This is a genomic window from Novosphingobium sp. BL-A-41-Hi4B-X5A (assembly GCF_055521705.1).
Genome location: NZ_CM145500.1, coordinates 1,607,724 through 1,620,808 on the forward strand (window position 1 = coordinate 1,607,724; position 13,085 = coordinate 1,620,808).

General features: G+C 64.0%; 15 protein-coding genes and 1 tRNA gene. 4 read left to right on the forward strand and 12 right to left on the reverse strand.

The window, feature by feature from the left end; all coding sequences use genetic code 11:
* Positions 1 to 53: 53 nt before the first annotated feature.
* From ACZ1JY_RS07615 to ACZ1JY_RS07625, 3 genes are all read right to left on the reverse strand, one after another.
* The gene (locus ACZ1JY_RS07615; protein WP_465130858.1) at positions 54 to 1,484 is read right to left on the reverse strand and encodes an NAD-dependent succinate-semialdehyde dehydrogenase; all 1,431 of its coding nucleotides are present in this window, start codon (positions 1,482 to 1,484) and stop codon (positions 54 to 56) included.
* Between the two features lie 58 nt (positions 1,485 to 1,542).
* Positions 1,543 to 2,283 (reverse strand): nuclear transport factor 2 family protein, encoded by a 741-nt coding sequence (locus ACZ1JY_RS07620; RefSeq protein WP_465130859.1) that lies wholly within the window; start codon positions 2,281 to 2,283, stop codon positions 1,543 to 1,545.
* Between the two features lie 72 nt (positions 2,284 to 2,355).
* Complete coding sequence (locus ACZ1JY_RS07625; protein WP_465130860.1) at positions 2,356 to 3,747, reverse strand: MFS transporter; 1,392 nt, start codon at positions 3,745 to 3,747, stop codon at positions 2,356 to 2,358.
* 160 nt (positions 3,748 to 3,907) lie between these two features.
* Here ACZ1JY_RS07625 and ACZ1JY_RS07630 point away from each other — a divergent pair, with 160 nt between their 5' ends.
* Positions 3,908 to 4,828, forward strand: a complete 921-nt coding sequence (locus ACZ1JY_RS07630; protein WP_118074660.1) for an SDR family NAD(P)-dependent oxidoreductase — start codon at positions 3,908 to 3,910, stop codon at positions 4,826 to 4,828.
* Complete coding sequence (locus tag ACZ1JY_RS07635; protein WP_465130861.1) at positions 4,825 to 5,745, forward strand: SDR family NAD(P)-dependent oxidoreductase; 921 nt, start codon at positions 4,825 to 4,827, stop codon at positions 5,743 to 5,745. The genes ACZ1JY_RS07630 and ACZ1JY_RS07635 overlap by 4 nt, the downstream gene beginning before the upstream one ends.
* A 61-nt stretch (positions 5,746 to 5,806) precedes the next feature.
* Here the strand turns inward: ACZ1JY_RS07635 and ACZ1JY_RS07640 are convergent, their stop codons facing one another.
* Positions 5,807 to 6,976, reverse strand: a complete 1,170-nt coding sequence (locus tag ACZ1JY_RS07640) for an amino acid aminotransferase (protein ID WP_118073173.1) — start codon at positions 6,974 to 6,976, stop codon at positions 5,807 to 5,809.
* Positions 6,977 to 7,100: 124 nt separating this feature from the next.
* Positions 7,101 to 7,895, reverse strand: a complete 795-nt coding sequence (locus ACZ1JY_RS07645) for a DUF1134 domain-containing protein (RefSeq protein WP_465130862.1) — start codon at positions 7,893 to 7,895, stop codon at positions 7,101 to 7,103.
* A 218-nt stretch (positions 7,896 to 8,113) separates the two neighbouring features.
* Between ACZ1JY_RS07645 and ACZ1JY_RS07650 the strand changes: the two genes are divergently transcribed.
* Positions 8,114 to 8,206 (forward strand) — tRNA-Ser (locus ACZ1JY_RS07650).
* A gap of 162 nt (positions 8,207 to 8,368) precedes the next feature.
* Positions 8,369 to 9,694 (forward strand): tyrosine-type recombinase/integrase, encoded by a 1,326-nt coding sequence (locus ACZ1JY_RS07655; protein ID WP_465130863.1) that lies wholly within the window; start codon positions 8,369 to 8,371, stop codon positions 9,692 to 9,694.
* On the opposite strand, the gene ACZ1JY_RS07660 is transcribed toward ACZ1JY_RS07655, so the two are convergent.
* The 7 genes from ACZ1JY_RS07660 to ACZ1JY_RS07690 all read right to left on the reverse strand — a co-directional run bounded on the left by ACZ1JY_RS07660 (position 9,691) and on the right by ACZ1JY_RS07690 (position 13,082).
* Positions 9,691 to 9,945 (reverse strand): hypothetical protein, encoded by a 255-nt coding sequence (locus tag ACZ1JY_RS07660; RefSeq protein WP_465128872.1) that lies wholly within the window; start codon positions 9,943 to 9,945, stop codon positions 9,691 to 9,693. The genes ACZ1JY_RS07655 and ACZ1JY_RS07660 overlap by 4 nt on opposite strands.
* A gap of 66 nt (positions 9,946 to 10,011) precedes the next feature.
* Positions 10,012 to 10,341: a hypothetical protein gene (locus tag ACZ1JY_RS07665; protein WP_465128873.1), complete on the reverse strand. Its 330-nt coding sequence runs from the start codon at positions 10,339 to 10,341 to the stop codon at positions 10,012 to 10,014.
* 51 nt (positions 10,342 to 10,392) lie between these two features.
* A complete protein-coding gene (locus tag ACZ1JY_RS07670; protein WP_465128874.1) occupies positions 10,393 to 10,602 on the reverse strand; it encodes a helix-turn-helix transcriptional regulator in 210 nt (69 codons plus the stop codon).
* A complete protein-coding gene (locus ACZ1JY_RS07675) occupies positions 10,592 to 11,581 on the reverse strand; it encodes a hypothetical protein (RefSeq protein WP_465128875.1) in 990 nt (329 codons plus the stop codon). The genes ACZ1JY_RS07670 and ACZ1JY_RS07675 overlap by 11 nt, the downstream gene beginning before the upstream one ends.
* A 171-nt stretch (positions 11,582 to 11,752) precedes the next feature.
* On the reverse strand, positions 11,753 to 12,190 hold the full coding sequence (locus tag ACZ1JY_RS07680; RefSeq protein WP_465128876.1) for a hypothetical protein: 438 nt from the start codon (positions 12,188 to 12,190) through the stop codon (positions 11,753 to 11,755).
* Positions 12,187 to 12,447 carry a hypothetical protein gene (locus ACZ1JY_RS07685; protein WP_465128877.1) on the reverse strand — a complete coding sequence of 87 codons (261 nt, stop codon included), beginning with the start codon at positions 12,445 to 12,447 and terminating at the stop codon, positions 12,187 to 12,189. The genes ACZ1JY_RS07680 and ACZ1JY_RS07685 overlap by 4 nt, the downstream gene beginning before the upstream one ends.
* Positions 12,444 to 13,082, reverse strand: coding sequence for a hypothetical protein (locus ACZ1JY_RS07690; RefSeq protein ID WP_465128878.1), 639 nt, complete (start codon positions 13,080 to 13,082; stop codon positions 12,444 to 12,446). Before ACZ1JY_RS07690 ends, ACZ1JY_RS07685 begins: the two co-directional genes overlap by 4 nt.
* Positions 13,083 to 13,085 lie beyond the last annotated feature (3 nt).

A 13,085-nucleotide genomic window follows, 5' to 3' on the forward strand; every position in this document is an offset into this window, starting at 1 on the left:
GTTAGTGTCGGCACATTGCCCGGATGTTTCCCGATCACGTCAAAGCCCGCCGATCAACCTTCGTGCACGGCCTTGGTGACCATGCAGGCGAGGACGCCTTCGGGGCCGTCTTCGGCGCCGTGGCCCGACCACTTGACGCCGCCGAAGGGAGAGTCCGCGCCGCCGATCATGGTCGAGTTGAGGCCGATCATGCCGCTTTCGATCTCGCGGGTGAGGCGCTTCTGACGCGAGGCGCTTTCGGTCCAGGCGTAGGCGGCGAGACCGTAGGGCAGGCGGTTGGCTTCGGCGATCATCGCCTCTTCGCCGCTGAACGGGTTGATCAGGGCGACGGGGCCGAACGGCTCCTCGTTCATGATCGCGGCGTCGAGCGGTACTTCGGAGAGGACCGTGGGCGCGTAGAAGTACCCGGCATTGCCGATGCGTTCGCCGCCGGTGTGGAGGCGTGCGCCGCGCGTCATGGCATCGCCGATGAGGCGGTCCATCGCCTCGGGGCGGCGGGCGTTGGCCATCGGGCCCATCTGCGAACCGTCCTCAAGGCCATTGCCGACCTTGATGCGGCCGACACGCTCGGCAAAGCCATCGCGGAAGCGTTCGAAGACGTTCTCCTCGACGATGAAGCGCGTGGGGCTGACGCAGACTTGCCCTGCGTTGCGGTACTTGGACGCGGCCATCGTATCGAGGGCGCGGTCGACATCGGCATCGCCGAAGATCAGGACCGGACCGTGGCCGCCGAGCTCCATCGTGGTGCGCAGCATGTTGTCGGCAGCGAGGCGCATGAGGTGCTTGCCGACGACGGTCGAGCCGGTGAACGACAGCTTGCGGATCACCGGCGAGCCGAGCAGGTGGCGGCTGACTTCATCGGGCACACCGAACACGGCCTGCGCCACTTCCTTGGGCAGGCCAGCGTCGAGCAGGCACTGGAGGACGCCGAGCGCGGAAGCGGGCGTTTCTTCCGCTGCCTTGAGGATGACCGAGCAGCCAGCGGCAATGGGCGCGCCGAGCTTGCGGCCCGGATTGCCGAGCGGGAAGTTCCACGGCGCGAAGGCAGCGACGGGGCCGACGGGTTCATGGGTGATCGTGCTGCGCTGCCCGGCGGGGCGGACGAGCGTGCGGCCATAGATGCGGAAGACTTCGCCCGCGTAGAAATTGAACAGGCCGACGTTCATCAGGACTTCGATGCGCGCCTCGGGCAGGGTCTTGCCCTCTTCCATAGTGGCGATGCGGGCGAGGTCTTCCTGCCGCTCCAGCATCAGGCGGGCCGCGCCCTGCAGAACGGCGGCGCGCTGCTGCGGCGTGCTTTCACGCCAGATGCGGAAACCCTTGGCGGCAACTTCCAGCGCGCGATCGAGATCGGCGGCTTCGGCCAGCGGCAGTTCGCCGATGGTTTCGCCAGTGGCGGGGTTGACGACGGTGTGGGCGCGGCGGCCTTCGCCCTGCACGCGCTGGCCATCGATGATCATGTGGAGCGAAGGATACTGGGTCATGTCTGTTCCATGGTTTGCGGGCAGGAGCCGGGAGGAAGGGGCCCCTGCCCGCAAGCTTTTACGCCCGCGCGTTCTCGCGGTCGATGTCGCCCTGCCAACGCTGTGCGACCATTTCCTCACCCGTGACAGGGTGCTTCATGTGGAAGGCGTTGAGCTTGTGGGTCGGCCACAGCCAGTGGCCCTCGATCAGCTCGTCCGGGCCGGTCGGGTCGGTGGGGTAGGTGACCTTGGGGAACGGCACGTATTCGTGCGGGGTGTTGGCCCAGCCATGTTCGAAATCGGCGTGCCAGATCGGCATGTAATTGAGGATATGCATCCGCCAGACGCCGTCCACCTTCTTGTAGGTGTTCTCGTAGATGCCGCCTTCCCACCACTGGCGCGCCTTGAGATGCGGGGCATCGCCTTCGTAGTCCTTGTGGCGGCCGGCCTGCATCATCGAACGGGCGCGGCCCAGTGCGGTGACGCCATCGGGCTGGATGTTGATGATGTCCTGCAGCTGCGGGTGATCGAGCAGGAAGCCATCGATCGGGCCGTTGTTGCCATAGGTGAAGCGCTTCTGGAAGCGTTCGACATAGAGACGGCGGACGCCCTCCTTGCCCTTCCACACGCCGCCGAAGAAGCGCACCTCGCCATCGTCGGTGAACAGGTCGACCGTCTCGTTATACATGCACTTGTCGATCAGGTAGCCGTAGAGGTGCTGCAGCTTGCGGATGTCCAGTTCGTCCTCGCGCACCGTCAGGCGCTTTTCGAGATCGGCAAGGCGGCTTTCGAGCGCGGCAATCTGGCTATTATCGGACACGTCCAACTCCCTTATATTTTGGCATCTATTTTGTAAGTCTTACTAACAATCTGACGGGCTGCGCGAGTCCTGTCAACGCCCCATTGCCTCAAGCCTTTCAACTTCCTCGCGATAGGGACGGATGGCCTTGAACATCAGGAACGTGGCGAGCGGCATGAGCACGCTGGCGGTGATCAGCAGGGCCTTCCACAGCTGGGCAGGATCGCCGATCAGACCGTCCTGCACCTTGCCGACGACGTAACTGCCCATCGCGCCGAAGAAGGTGAACATGAACAGGTAGAAGGCGGTGACCTGCCCGCGCATGTCGTTGGGGGCGACGCGCTGGACAGCAGCGTTCTGCGGCACGGCGCCCGCAATGCCGAACATGCCCGAAAGGCCGAACATGATCAGCGATCCCCAGGCCGTGGGCATCAGGATGGCGGTGATGGTGCAGACGGTAACCCCGGCAGCGCAGCAGGTGGCGGCGCGGACGTTGGCGTCCTTGTGGCGCTTGGCCAGCCATTCGACGAACAGCCCCCCCAGCAGCAGGCCGGAGAGCGAGGCGATCAGTACGGTGACGCCAAGCGCGGCACCGATCTGCCCTTCGTTCCATCCGAAGGTGCGGATCATGAAGGGCACGCGCCAGAACTGCAGGCCGAAGGTCTCGACCGCGCTGAGGGCGAGAGCGCCGAACAGCGGGTAGTAGACGCGGGGCTTGGCGTTGATCGCGCGGAAGGCATCCAGCCCCATGAAGGTCAGGATCTTGCGACCGAAGGTGGCATTGGCAGGAACGGTCGGTGCATCAGCTGCCGGGGCCATGCGCGGCGGTTCCTTGATCGTGAGGAACAGCAGGCCGACCAGCAGCGAGGGGATACCCATGAAGATCAGGATCCACTGCCAGCCGAGGATCGTCAGCGGGCCGAGGTGGGTTGCCTCCCAGGGCGCGGTCATCATCACCAGCATGCCGCCGATCAGCGGGCCGAGGGTGGTGCCGCCGATGAAGCCGAACTGCAGCAGGGCGAAGGCGCGCGTCAGCTTCTTGGGCGGGAAAGCGTCTGCCAGCAGCGAATAGGATGCAGGCGCGTGGGCGGAGCCGCCAGCGGCGAGGAACACGCGGCTGCCGACGAACTGGCCGAAGCTCTGGGCAAGACCGCCTGCCGAGATGATCACGCCGACCAGCGCGGCCCCTGCCCCCAGCACGTACTTGCGCGGGTAGATGTCAGCGAGGCGCGCCAACGGGATGCCGACGAACAGATAGCAGATGATGCTGGCCGGACCCGCAAGGAAGCCCAGTTGCGAATCGGTGAGGCCGAAATCGCGCTTGATCCGCTCGGCCAGCATGCCGAAGGTGATCGCATCGAAGAACGTCAGGAAGGTTGCCAGGACGATCACGAACAGCGCCCAGTATGCCGCGCCTGCCGGATGTTCGGCACGTTCCTGCTGAACGGCGCCTTCGGGAACTGCCGTGACTGCGACACCTGCCATGTGCTCTCCTCTCTCGCCGCAGCAGCCCTTTCGTGGACCTTTTCGAAGCGGTAATATTGTTAGTCTTGCATACAATTCCGCTCTGGTGAATACACAAGGTGAAAAATGATTCCCCGCCCTCTGCCGAGGGTCGGGGGCGCCAATGGATGGAGAGGATCTGATGCAGAATCTGCCGGGCAAGACAGCATTCGTGACGGGCGGCGCCAGCGGCATCGGCCTCGGCATCGCCAAGGCGCTGCTGGGCGCGGGCATGAACGTGACCATTGCCGACATCCGCCAGGACCATCTCGATTCGGCAGTCGCCGAACTCGATGGCGGTGAGCGCGTGCTGGCGCTGAAGCTGGACGTGACCAATCGCGAGCAGTTCGCAGCCGTGGCCGATGCGGTCGAGGCGAAGTTCGGCAAGATCCACATCCTGGTGAACAATGCAGGCGTTGCCGTGGTCGGGCCGACGGAGTTGGCGACCTTTGCCGACTGGGACTGGGTCATGGGCGTTAACGTCGGTGGCACGATCAACGGCATTGTCACGATGCTGCCGCGTATTCTCGCCCATGGCGAAGGCGGCCACATCGTCTGCACCGCATCGATGAGCGCGCTGGTGCCGGTGGGCATGACCACGATCTATTCGTCGGGCAAGGCGGCAGTCACTTCGATGATGGAGTGCATGCGGCCCGAACTGGAACCGCGCGGCGTGATCTGCAGCGCATTTTGCCCCGGCGCGGTGCAATCGAACATCGCCGATGCCGCCAAGACCCGACCTGCCGATCTGGCCGACACCGGCTATGCCGAGGCGGACAAGCGCCGCGCATCCGGTGGCAATTTCATGCATCTCTACCAGACCAAGGAGCAGGTCGGGCAGCGGGTGCTGGAGGGCATCCTCAATGACGAGCTCTACATCCTCACCCACTCCGAATTCCTGACCGGCGTGGAAGAGCGCGGCCTTGCCACCACTGCCGCCGTGCAGACCCACCTGCCCGAGAACCCGGAATACAAGCAGACCTTCGCCATGCTGTTCCGCAACCCCGCGATCACCGAGGAGATTGCGCGGCAGAACAAGCTGAAGGAGGCTCGCGGCGCATGAAGGATTTTGCAGGACGCACCGCCTTTGTCACCGGGGGCGCGAACGGCGTGGGCATCGGGCTGGTGCGGCAGTTGCTCAATGAAGGCTGCAAGGTCGCCATCGCCGACATCCGGCAGGATTCGATCGACAAGGCGCTGGCCTCGCTCGACAATCGGGAAGTGATGGGTGTCCAGCTCGACGTGGCCAGCCGCGACGGGTTCAAGGCAGCAGCGGACGAGGTCGAGGCCAGGTTCGGTCCGGTTTCGATCCTGTGCAACAACGCGGGCGTGAACCTGTTCCAGCCGATCGAGGAGTCCTCCTACGACGATTGGGACTGGCTGCTGGGCGTAAATCTGCACGGCGTGATCAACGGGGTGATGACCTTCGTGCCGCGCATGGTGGAGCGCGTGAAAGCGGGCGAGCAGAAGGGCGGCCACGTCGTCAACACGGCGTCGATGGCGGCCTTCCTCGCGGCGGGCAGCCCTGGCATCTACAATACCACCAAGTTCGCCGTGCGCGGCCTTTCGGAGTCGCTGCACTATTCGCTGCTGAAGTATCAGATCGGCGTCTCCGTGCTATGTCCCGGCCTGGTGAAAAGCTACATCTATGCAAGCGATGACGTGCGGCCCGATGCGCTGAAAGGCACGATGAAGCCGGTCGATCCGACTGCGGTGGAGCGGCTGCAGGGGTTGCACGAATTCGGCATGGAACCCGACGTGATCGGCGCGCGCGTGATCGAGGCGATGAGGGCCAACCGCCTGCACATCTTCTCGCACCCTGACCACAGGCAAGAAGTGCGCGAGATCTTCGACGAGATCATCGCCGAGTATCAGGACTACCCGAAAGACCCCGGCTATGACCGGCGCGTGGCCTTCGAGAAGTTCCGCGCCGACAGCTTTGCCGAAGCACGGCGGCAATCGCGGGCTGCGGACTTCTGAGCGCAAACGAAAAGGGCGGAGCCGCAAGGCCCCGCCCTTTCTCGTTGGTTTCGCGCTGTCTTCAGGCGACGTCGCGCAGGGCTTCGACGAACTTGTCGATGTTGCCCGTGGTCAGGCCGGCGATGTTGATGCGGCCCGACCCTGCCATGTAGACGCCGTGGCGTTCGCGGATGGCGAGGATCTGTTCGCCATTCAGCGGCAGCATCGAGAACAGGCCGTTCTGCACGCCCAATGGCGCCATGCTGATCGGGCCGACCTGCTGCGCGGCAGCAAGGCGATCACGGACCCAGCGCATGCGATCGCGCATCTCGTCGAGCTCGGCCAGCCACATCGCGGTAAGATCGGCATCGCCGAGGATCAGGCGGACGGCAGCGGCGCCATGATCGGGCGGCATCGACCACGAAGCGCGGGCGATCGTCGCGCCATTGGCCATGGCATTGGCGAGTGCGGTGGCATCGGAGGTCACGGCGTAGAATGCGCCGACGCGGTCACGATAGAGGCCGAAATTCTTGTCGCACGAGTAGGCGACGAGTGCTTCGGGGACGACCGAGAGAACCTTGCGCAGGCCATAGGCATCGGCTTCCATGCCAGCGCCGAGGCCCTGGTAGGCAAGGTCGAGGATCGGCAGGACCTTGCGCTCGACCAGCAGCGGCGCGATCTCGTCCCATTGGGCTTCGGTGTAGTCGACGCCGGTCGGGTTGTGGCAGCAGCCGTGCAAAAGGACGGCATCGCCGGGCTCGGCCTGTGCAAGGGCAGCCTTGAGCGCGTCAAGATCGGCAAAGCCGTCGGCCGTCATGTGGCTGAAGGTCTTCAGTTCGACACCCACGGCTGCGATGATCTGGGCGTGGTTGGGCCACGACGGCGTGCCCATCCATACGCGCTTGACGCCCGAACGCTTCGCCACCTCGATGGCGAGACGCACGGCACCAGTTCCGCCAGGAGCCTGCATGCCCTCGACCTTCGAACGGTCGAAGTCCTTGCCGAAGACGTAGGGGATCAGCGCGTGGACGAAGCCCATGTCGCCTTCGGGGCCGAGGTAGGCCTTGGAATCCTGCGTCTCGAGCAACCTGGCTTCAGCGGCCTTGATCGCCTTGAACACCGGCGTGTCGCCCTCGGACGTGCGGTAGACGCCCACGCCGAGGTCAATCTTGTCAGCGCGCGGATCGGCATTGTGGAGCTTGATCAGCGCCAGAAGTGCGTCGGCGGGCTGGGCGGCAAGATTTTCGAGCATGAGGCCTTCCTTTGCGGGGAGCAAATTGCGGCGGCTCCATGCCGCCGGAAGGCCTCGGGGGCAACCCTACATTTCAATTATAAGGTATGCGGGGGGCAATTTGCAGCGATATTGCGCGAAACCGTCAGAACGGGAACCAGTTCTGCTTGCGCGAGAACTTCATGTAACCGCCGTTGATGCCAAGGCGCAGCCCTGCTCCCGAACGGACGGGAATCAGCACGGTATCGCCCTTGCGCAGATAGCTGACGTGGAAACCGCCGACGAGATAGGCCTGCCCCTCGCCCGCCGGGAAACGCTTGTAGAGCTCCTCGCTGTCGAACAGGTTGTAGACCAGCACGAAGGTGCTGGCGGCGTTGGCGCCGGCATCGAAGCCGATCGACGGTCCGGTCCAGTAGACCGGGCGCTCGCCCTCGACCTTGTGGTGGAGCGTGCCGGAGCCATAGCGCAGGCCGACGACCAGCGCGCCGCCGGCTTCGCGGCCTTTGATGTAGGCGTTGGGCTCACCCTGCTTCTTGAGCAGGTCCTTGATCAGATCGGCAAGGCCTGCAGCGCCCTTGCCGAACACGCCCTCGGCGGCACCGATCAGATCATCGTCCTTGTAGGTGTTGCTGGTTGCCGATTGAGGCGTTGCCGCTGCGGGCGCAGGCGGCAGTGTGGCCGGTGCCGGGGTTTGATAGGGCGCCGAGGCGGGCGGCGGGGCATCGGCGGGGAGCGCAGGGAGCGACCCGGCCTCGGCACCGGCGGGCGTTGCCGCAGGGCCTTGCGTCGGGACTGGCGGATTGGACTGTGGCGCCAGGTCACCGTCGATCACTGCGTTGGGATCGACGGTCTGGACCTGCGCGAAAGCGGCGCTGGTGGTGAGCGCAAGGCAAGCGGCAAGGCCGGTTACCAAGGTGTGCGCTTTCGACAATGTGATCATGATTCCCGGCCGTCCCGATCTTCGCGCGCATTCGCGCACCCCTGCCCTTCATGCAGAATCCAAGGCTGACGCCACGACAATGAACCGGCGATGAGCCGAGTCCAAAACGCGGCGAACCGCCTTCCCGCGATGATTTTCGATTTGGCCGGATTTTTGCCCGACAGCCCCTTGCCGCCCCCCACAACCCTCGTTATAGCGCGCCCTCGCCGCTGCGATCCGGAGACGTGGGTGAGTGGCTGAAACCAACGGTTTGCTAAACCGTCGTACTGGTAAATCCGGTACCGAGGGTTCGAATCCCTCCGTCTCCGCCACCGCACCGCCCGTAACGGTGCTTGGGCGTCCACTAACCCTTGATTTTCGGGCGTTTTGATGGGATCAACGGCATTGCCGTGTTCCCCGCCTGTTCACAAGCGTTCACGAGGAAGCATGGTATCAGGCATGGCATCGGGCCTGCCGGGACATGGTATCGCCTCATGCTGAACGACGCGAAGATCAAAGCCGCCAAGAGGCAGGACAAGCCCTACAAGCTCGGGGATTCGAACCAGCTGTACCTGCAGGTCCAGCCGACGGGCGCGAAGCTGTGGCGCATGAACTACTCGCACCGGGAATCGCCTGCCGCCCCGCTGAAGCAGAAGACGCTCGCGCTTGGTGCCTACCCAGCGGTGACGCTGCTCGATGCCAGGCGGCAGCGCGACGAGGCGAAGGAGCTCCTACGACAGGGCATCGATCCCGGTGCAAAGCGGAAGATCGATGTCCTGACCACCTCGTCGCAGATGGCGACGACGTTCGAGGCCGTGGCCCGCAACTGGTGGAGCAAGCAGAAGAAGCGCTGGTCACCGGTGCATGCGGCGGACGTCCTTTCGAGCCTTGAGGACAACGTGTTCCCCGCGATCGGCGCGCTGCCGATCTCGACCATCAAGGCCCCGAAACTTCTCGAGGTGCTTTCGAAGGTGGAGAACCGGGGCGCGATCGAGACCGCCCACAGGATTCGCGCGCGCATCTCGTCCGTCTTCGTGTTCGCCCTGGCATCGGGCCTCGCCGAACAGGACCCAGCCGCGAGCCTCGGCAAGGCACTGCAGCCGAAGCCGCGCGCGACCAAGCAGCCCGCTATCACCGCCTTACCCAAGCTGCGCCAGATGCTGGTCGACTGCGAGGCCGAGCGCTGCCGCGCCAGTACGAAGCTGGCGCTGCGCTTCATCGCGCTGACCGCTGTCAGGCCGGGCGAACTCCGCGGCGCGCGGTGGAGCGAGTTCGAGGATATCGACGGCGAGCATCCGCTCTGGCGCATCCCTGCCGAGCGCATGAAGGGCGATGACGAGCGCAAGGCCGAAGAGCATGGCGACCACCTGGTGCCGCTGGCGCCGCAATCGGTGGCGGTCCTGAAGGTGCTGGAGCAGCTGTCCGGCGATCTCGACCTGGTATTCCCGAGCGAGCGGCATCCGCACCGACCCATTTCGGAGAACACGCTGCGCGCGCTGCTCATCCGCGCCGGCTATCACCAGCGGCACGTGCCCCACGGATTCCGCGCTGCCTTCTCGACGATCATGAACGAGCGCGCCGAGCGCCTATGGCGGGAGAGCGGCGCGGCTGGTCATTCGCCCGATCGCGCGATCATCGATCTGATGCTGGCGCACGTGCCGAAAGACAAGGTCGAGGGCGCATACAACCGCGCCGCCTACATGCCGAGGCGGCGCGAATTGGCCTGCGAATGGGCCGATATGCTGGTCGGGGATTTCTGGCCTCCCGAGGTCCACCTCGGCCAGCCAATCAGATATGCGGCTACTGGGCCGGGGCGTTAATCCGCGCCTTCGGTGGCGTCAGCCAAGGCATGGAGGGCTTGGCCGACTTCGCGGAACCCGTCGCGAACCTCGACCGCCAACATCTCGATTGCGCCCATAGGTGATGCGGCGTCGCCGAGCCCAAGGTATTTGAGTGCAGCCGCAGTCGACTTCTGCTCGCGCGCCAACTGCATAATGGCGAAAGCGATGGCAAATTTGCCATCGCCAGCACGTGCATGTTCTTCGAAGACGTTCTCGATGTGGTTTGTCATTTTGCTTTCTCCTCAAAAGCGCGCTGCCCGGACACTGTTCACTCATTCGAGACGTCATTCGTGGCGCTAATAGCAAGTCGCAGCCTTTTCCTCGCCACTCATGATCGCGACGCTGCGACGAAACTCGATCCTCGATCCGCCTTCCGGCTGCTGAATTATGTCGAAGCGAACAATGGGAACGCCGTACGCATTGTTGCGCACGACCACCCAATGCCCCTCGCCCTGTTGAAACGCGGGGTTGCTACCCATCAAACGGGAACTTACGCAGCCCGCAACCTCAGACGCAGGCTTCTTGCTTGTGTAAGTATCTTCGACCTTGGAGCGGCCCAGGCCCTCGGCCGACCAAGCACACCCTGAAAGCAGGGCGGCGGTCGCAATACAAAGCACAACTTTCATAAGGGTCTCCCTGTTCGTATAAGCCACGACAGGGATGCATAGGCCTGCCGCTCAATGGTCACTGCGGTCGGCGCGCTGCGCCTCTCGCCAAGCTGCTACTTCGGTCTCACTCCACCTGCTCGCATAGCCCCCAGGTTTATAGGGTTGGGGAAATTTCTGCTCCCGAATCAGACGATAGATCATCGTCTTACCAATTCCTGCGATCTCGATCACTTGGGGAAGTCGGAGCAGGCGGTCCACGCGCTTATTTTCAGCCGACATTTCGGCCTCCTTTTACTGAATATTTCTTGTCGACGAAGCCGGATGTTGTACCGGTGACGATACACGAGTTAACCCATGTCACTCGCTCTGGTCCAAGACGCCGGACGTGCCCCCGGCGCAAATGCGCCCTGCGGCTGGCACCTCCGGCGCCTGCAGCCGAGCCGAGCGCGGCATCGCCAGCGAGGTTCAGGATATGGAAGTCCTTCAGGGGCACCTTTCCTGCCTTCACTCGCGAACGGTTCAGCTTCTCCGGCTGCGTGCAACGAACCATGCTGACGTTCGTACAGGCCAGCGCAATGCACATGTCGAGGTAAGCGTTGACCTCGTCCATGAGATCTGCGGACATCATCTCCATGGTCGTCTGCCAGCCGTGCTGACGAACCGTGCGACCGAGCCATTCCGGCATCAAGGCGACGACGCCTTCCATCTGTAGCGCTTCTGCGTTGAACTGCGCCCGGTTGATCCGCCCAGTCTTGAGCATCGCCTCCCGATATGCGCTCGGCTCGGCCTTGGCGTAGATCGCATCGAACGGAACCACCGTCGCGCCGGCAACGGGCACCCAACGTCTGATTTCGTCGAAGTAGCAGATCGAGGCGATGACCACGCCCGAGCCGGGTTCCGGTGCATCCGGGTAAGTCTTGCCCCCGGGGAACTTCCCGTCGAACAGCCAGGCCAAAGCAATCCTGCGCGACGAGGTCGTCGCCTCGTAGAAGTTGTCGCGGCGCCCTGTATCGACTGCCCGGTATTCCAGCGCGACGACAGGGAAAGGCGGATGGAACATGACGCCTGGCACCTGCGGCCTCGGCTTGTCGCGGGTCAGGAGCATACCCGCATCGGGCAGTACAAAGACCTCAGCCTTGCTCAGCAAATCCGCGATGAAAGCGACGCCTTCCCGGTCGGCTGAACCGAGGGCCGACTGATGCTCGAGCTCGGCAAGGTCGGCCAGCGCCTTCGTGGTGAAATTGAGGGCTTCAGACACTGAACAGCCCTCGCCACATGAAAAGGCCAATGGCTGCAATGTTGATTAGGGCGCAAACCGTGCCGATCGGTTCCGCACCTCGTTTTGCCCTACCTCGGTACACCGCATACGCGAAAACAACGAGGTAGGTTGTCCAAGACAAGCCTACCGCGACACGGATAAGCGTATAGATCATGCGGCCCTCCTGTACTGGCGGGCACGCAGACTGGCGCGGACGCGCTCAGTATGCGGCCGCATGATCCTGCGATCGGCATAGGGGTCGAAGGGTAGCGGCTGGCTCTGATCCGAACCGTAGACCGGCACGAGGAAGCTTTCCTCCTCGCGGTCATCGTTACGGTCGTCGCAGCCTTCGTCGTCGACGGCGCAGTCGGGATCTGCGACGGGACAACCCGGCCCCGCAATCGCGCCAGTGTTGTGACCGCAAAAATCGTCTTCGGCCAAGCTGCCGTCGAACTCGTCGCCGTTCAGTTCGAAGCCGTCGGCCTCGTCGATGGCGTCGAGGACATCAATAAGGCAGTCGATTAGATTCTCAATCTGCATGCGGAAGATGAGGGCCGGTGTCCTGCCACCGCAGGGCACGAAGGCATCCAGCGAGGTCATCATGTTCATGACGCCACCTTTTCAATGAGGTTGCGGAGCGCGAGGGGCAGGCCGGGAGTGTCGAGCAGCTGCTCGACCAGCCGGTTCGAAGTCTCCAGCGCCGCTCGGCTGGTGAAGTGCATCCAAGGCACGATCTGACCCGCAGGACCGACGGTGACCGCGCCACCGATTTCCCGCCAGGCGTGCAACCAGCCTTCCGCGAGGAGGGCGGGCGCGGCCTCGACGGCCTCGTCGACGCGGATGCCCGTGACGTTGCTGTTGCTCATGCGCCGACGCTTTCCAGCCAAGCGGCTGCGTTCGGGCATACGATCAGGTCAACCAGCCGGAAACCTTCTCCGGTCATGTCCTCATCAATCGATGCCGGGGCCCATCTCGATTGCCACTGGTTAAGGGCTCTGCCGCTGTAGCTCCGAGCCTCGGCGGGGATGCGCTCGCGCTCAAGACGACCCTCGAACATGGCAAGCACCATGTCGCCGATCACGTCATCTCTCAGGACCGGGTCCGAGACATGGCGCGCTGCGTCCGAGACTTCTCTCAGCAATGCCGCTCCTGATTTTCGAAGCGCATCACGCTTGCCGGTCAAAGTGTGGCCATGCGCCCGCAGCCGATCGTCTCCGGCGATCTGCTTGCGCAGCCTCATGACAGTGCTCTTGGCGACGCCTACCTCGCGCGCGACTTGCTCCCCTGTCGCCCCGCCGCGCAGCAGCTTGCGAACCTGCCGCCGCTGGGCTTCGGTCAGGCGCTGAGAGCCGGGGTGCGGCTGGTTCGGTTGCAGGCCCTGCCTCCAGCGCCAGCGTGTCACGCCGCCCTGCGTGACGCCGAAGCGCTTGGCAATTTCGGTATCGTTGAGGCCTTGCTCGTAGAGCGCGCGGGCTTCTTCTGGGTTGATCCTTGCGGCCATGGC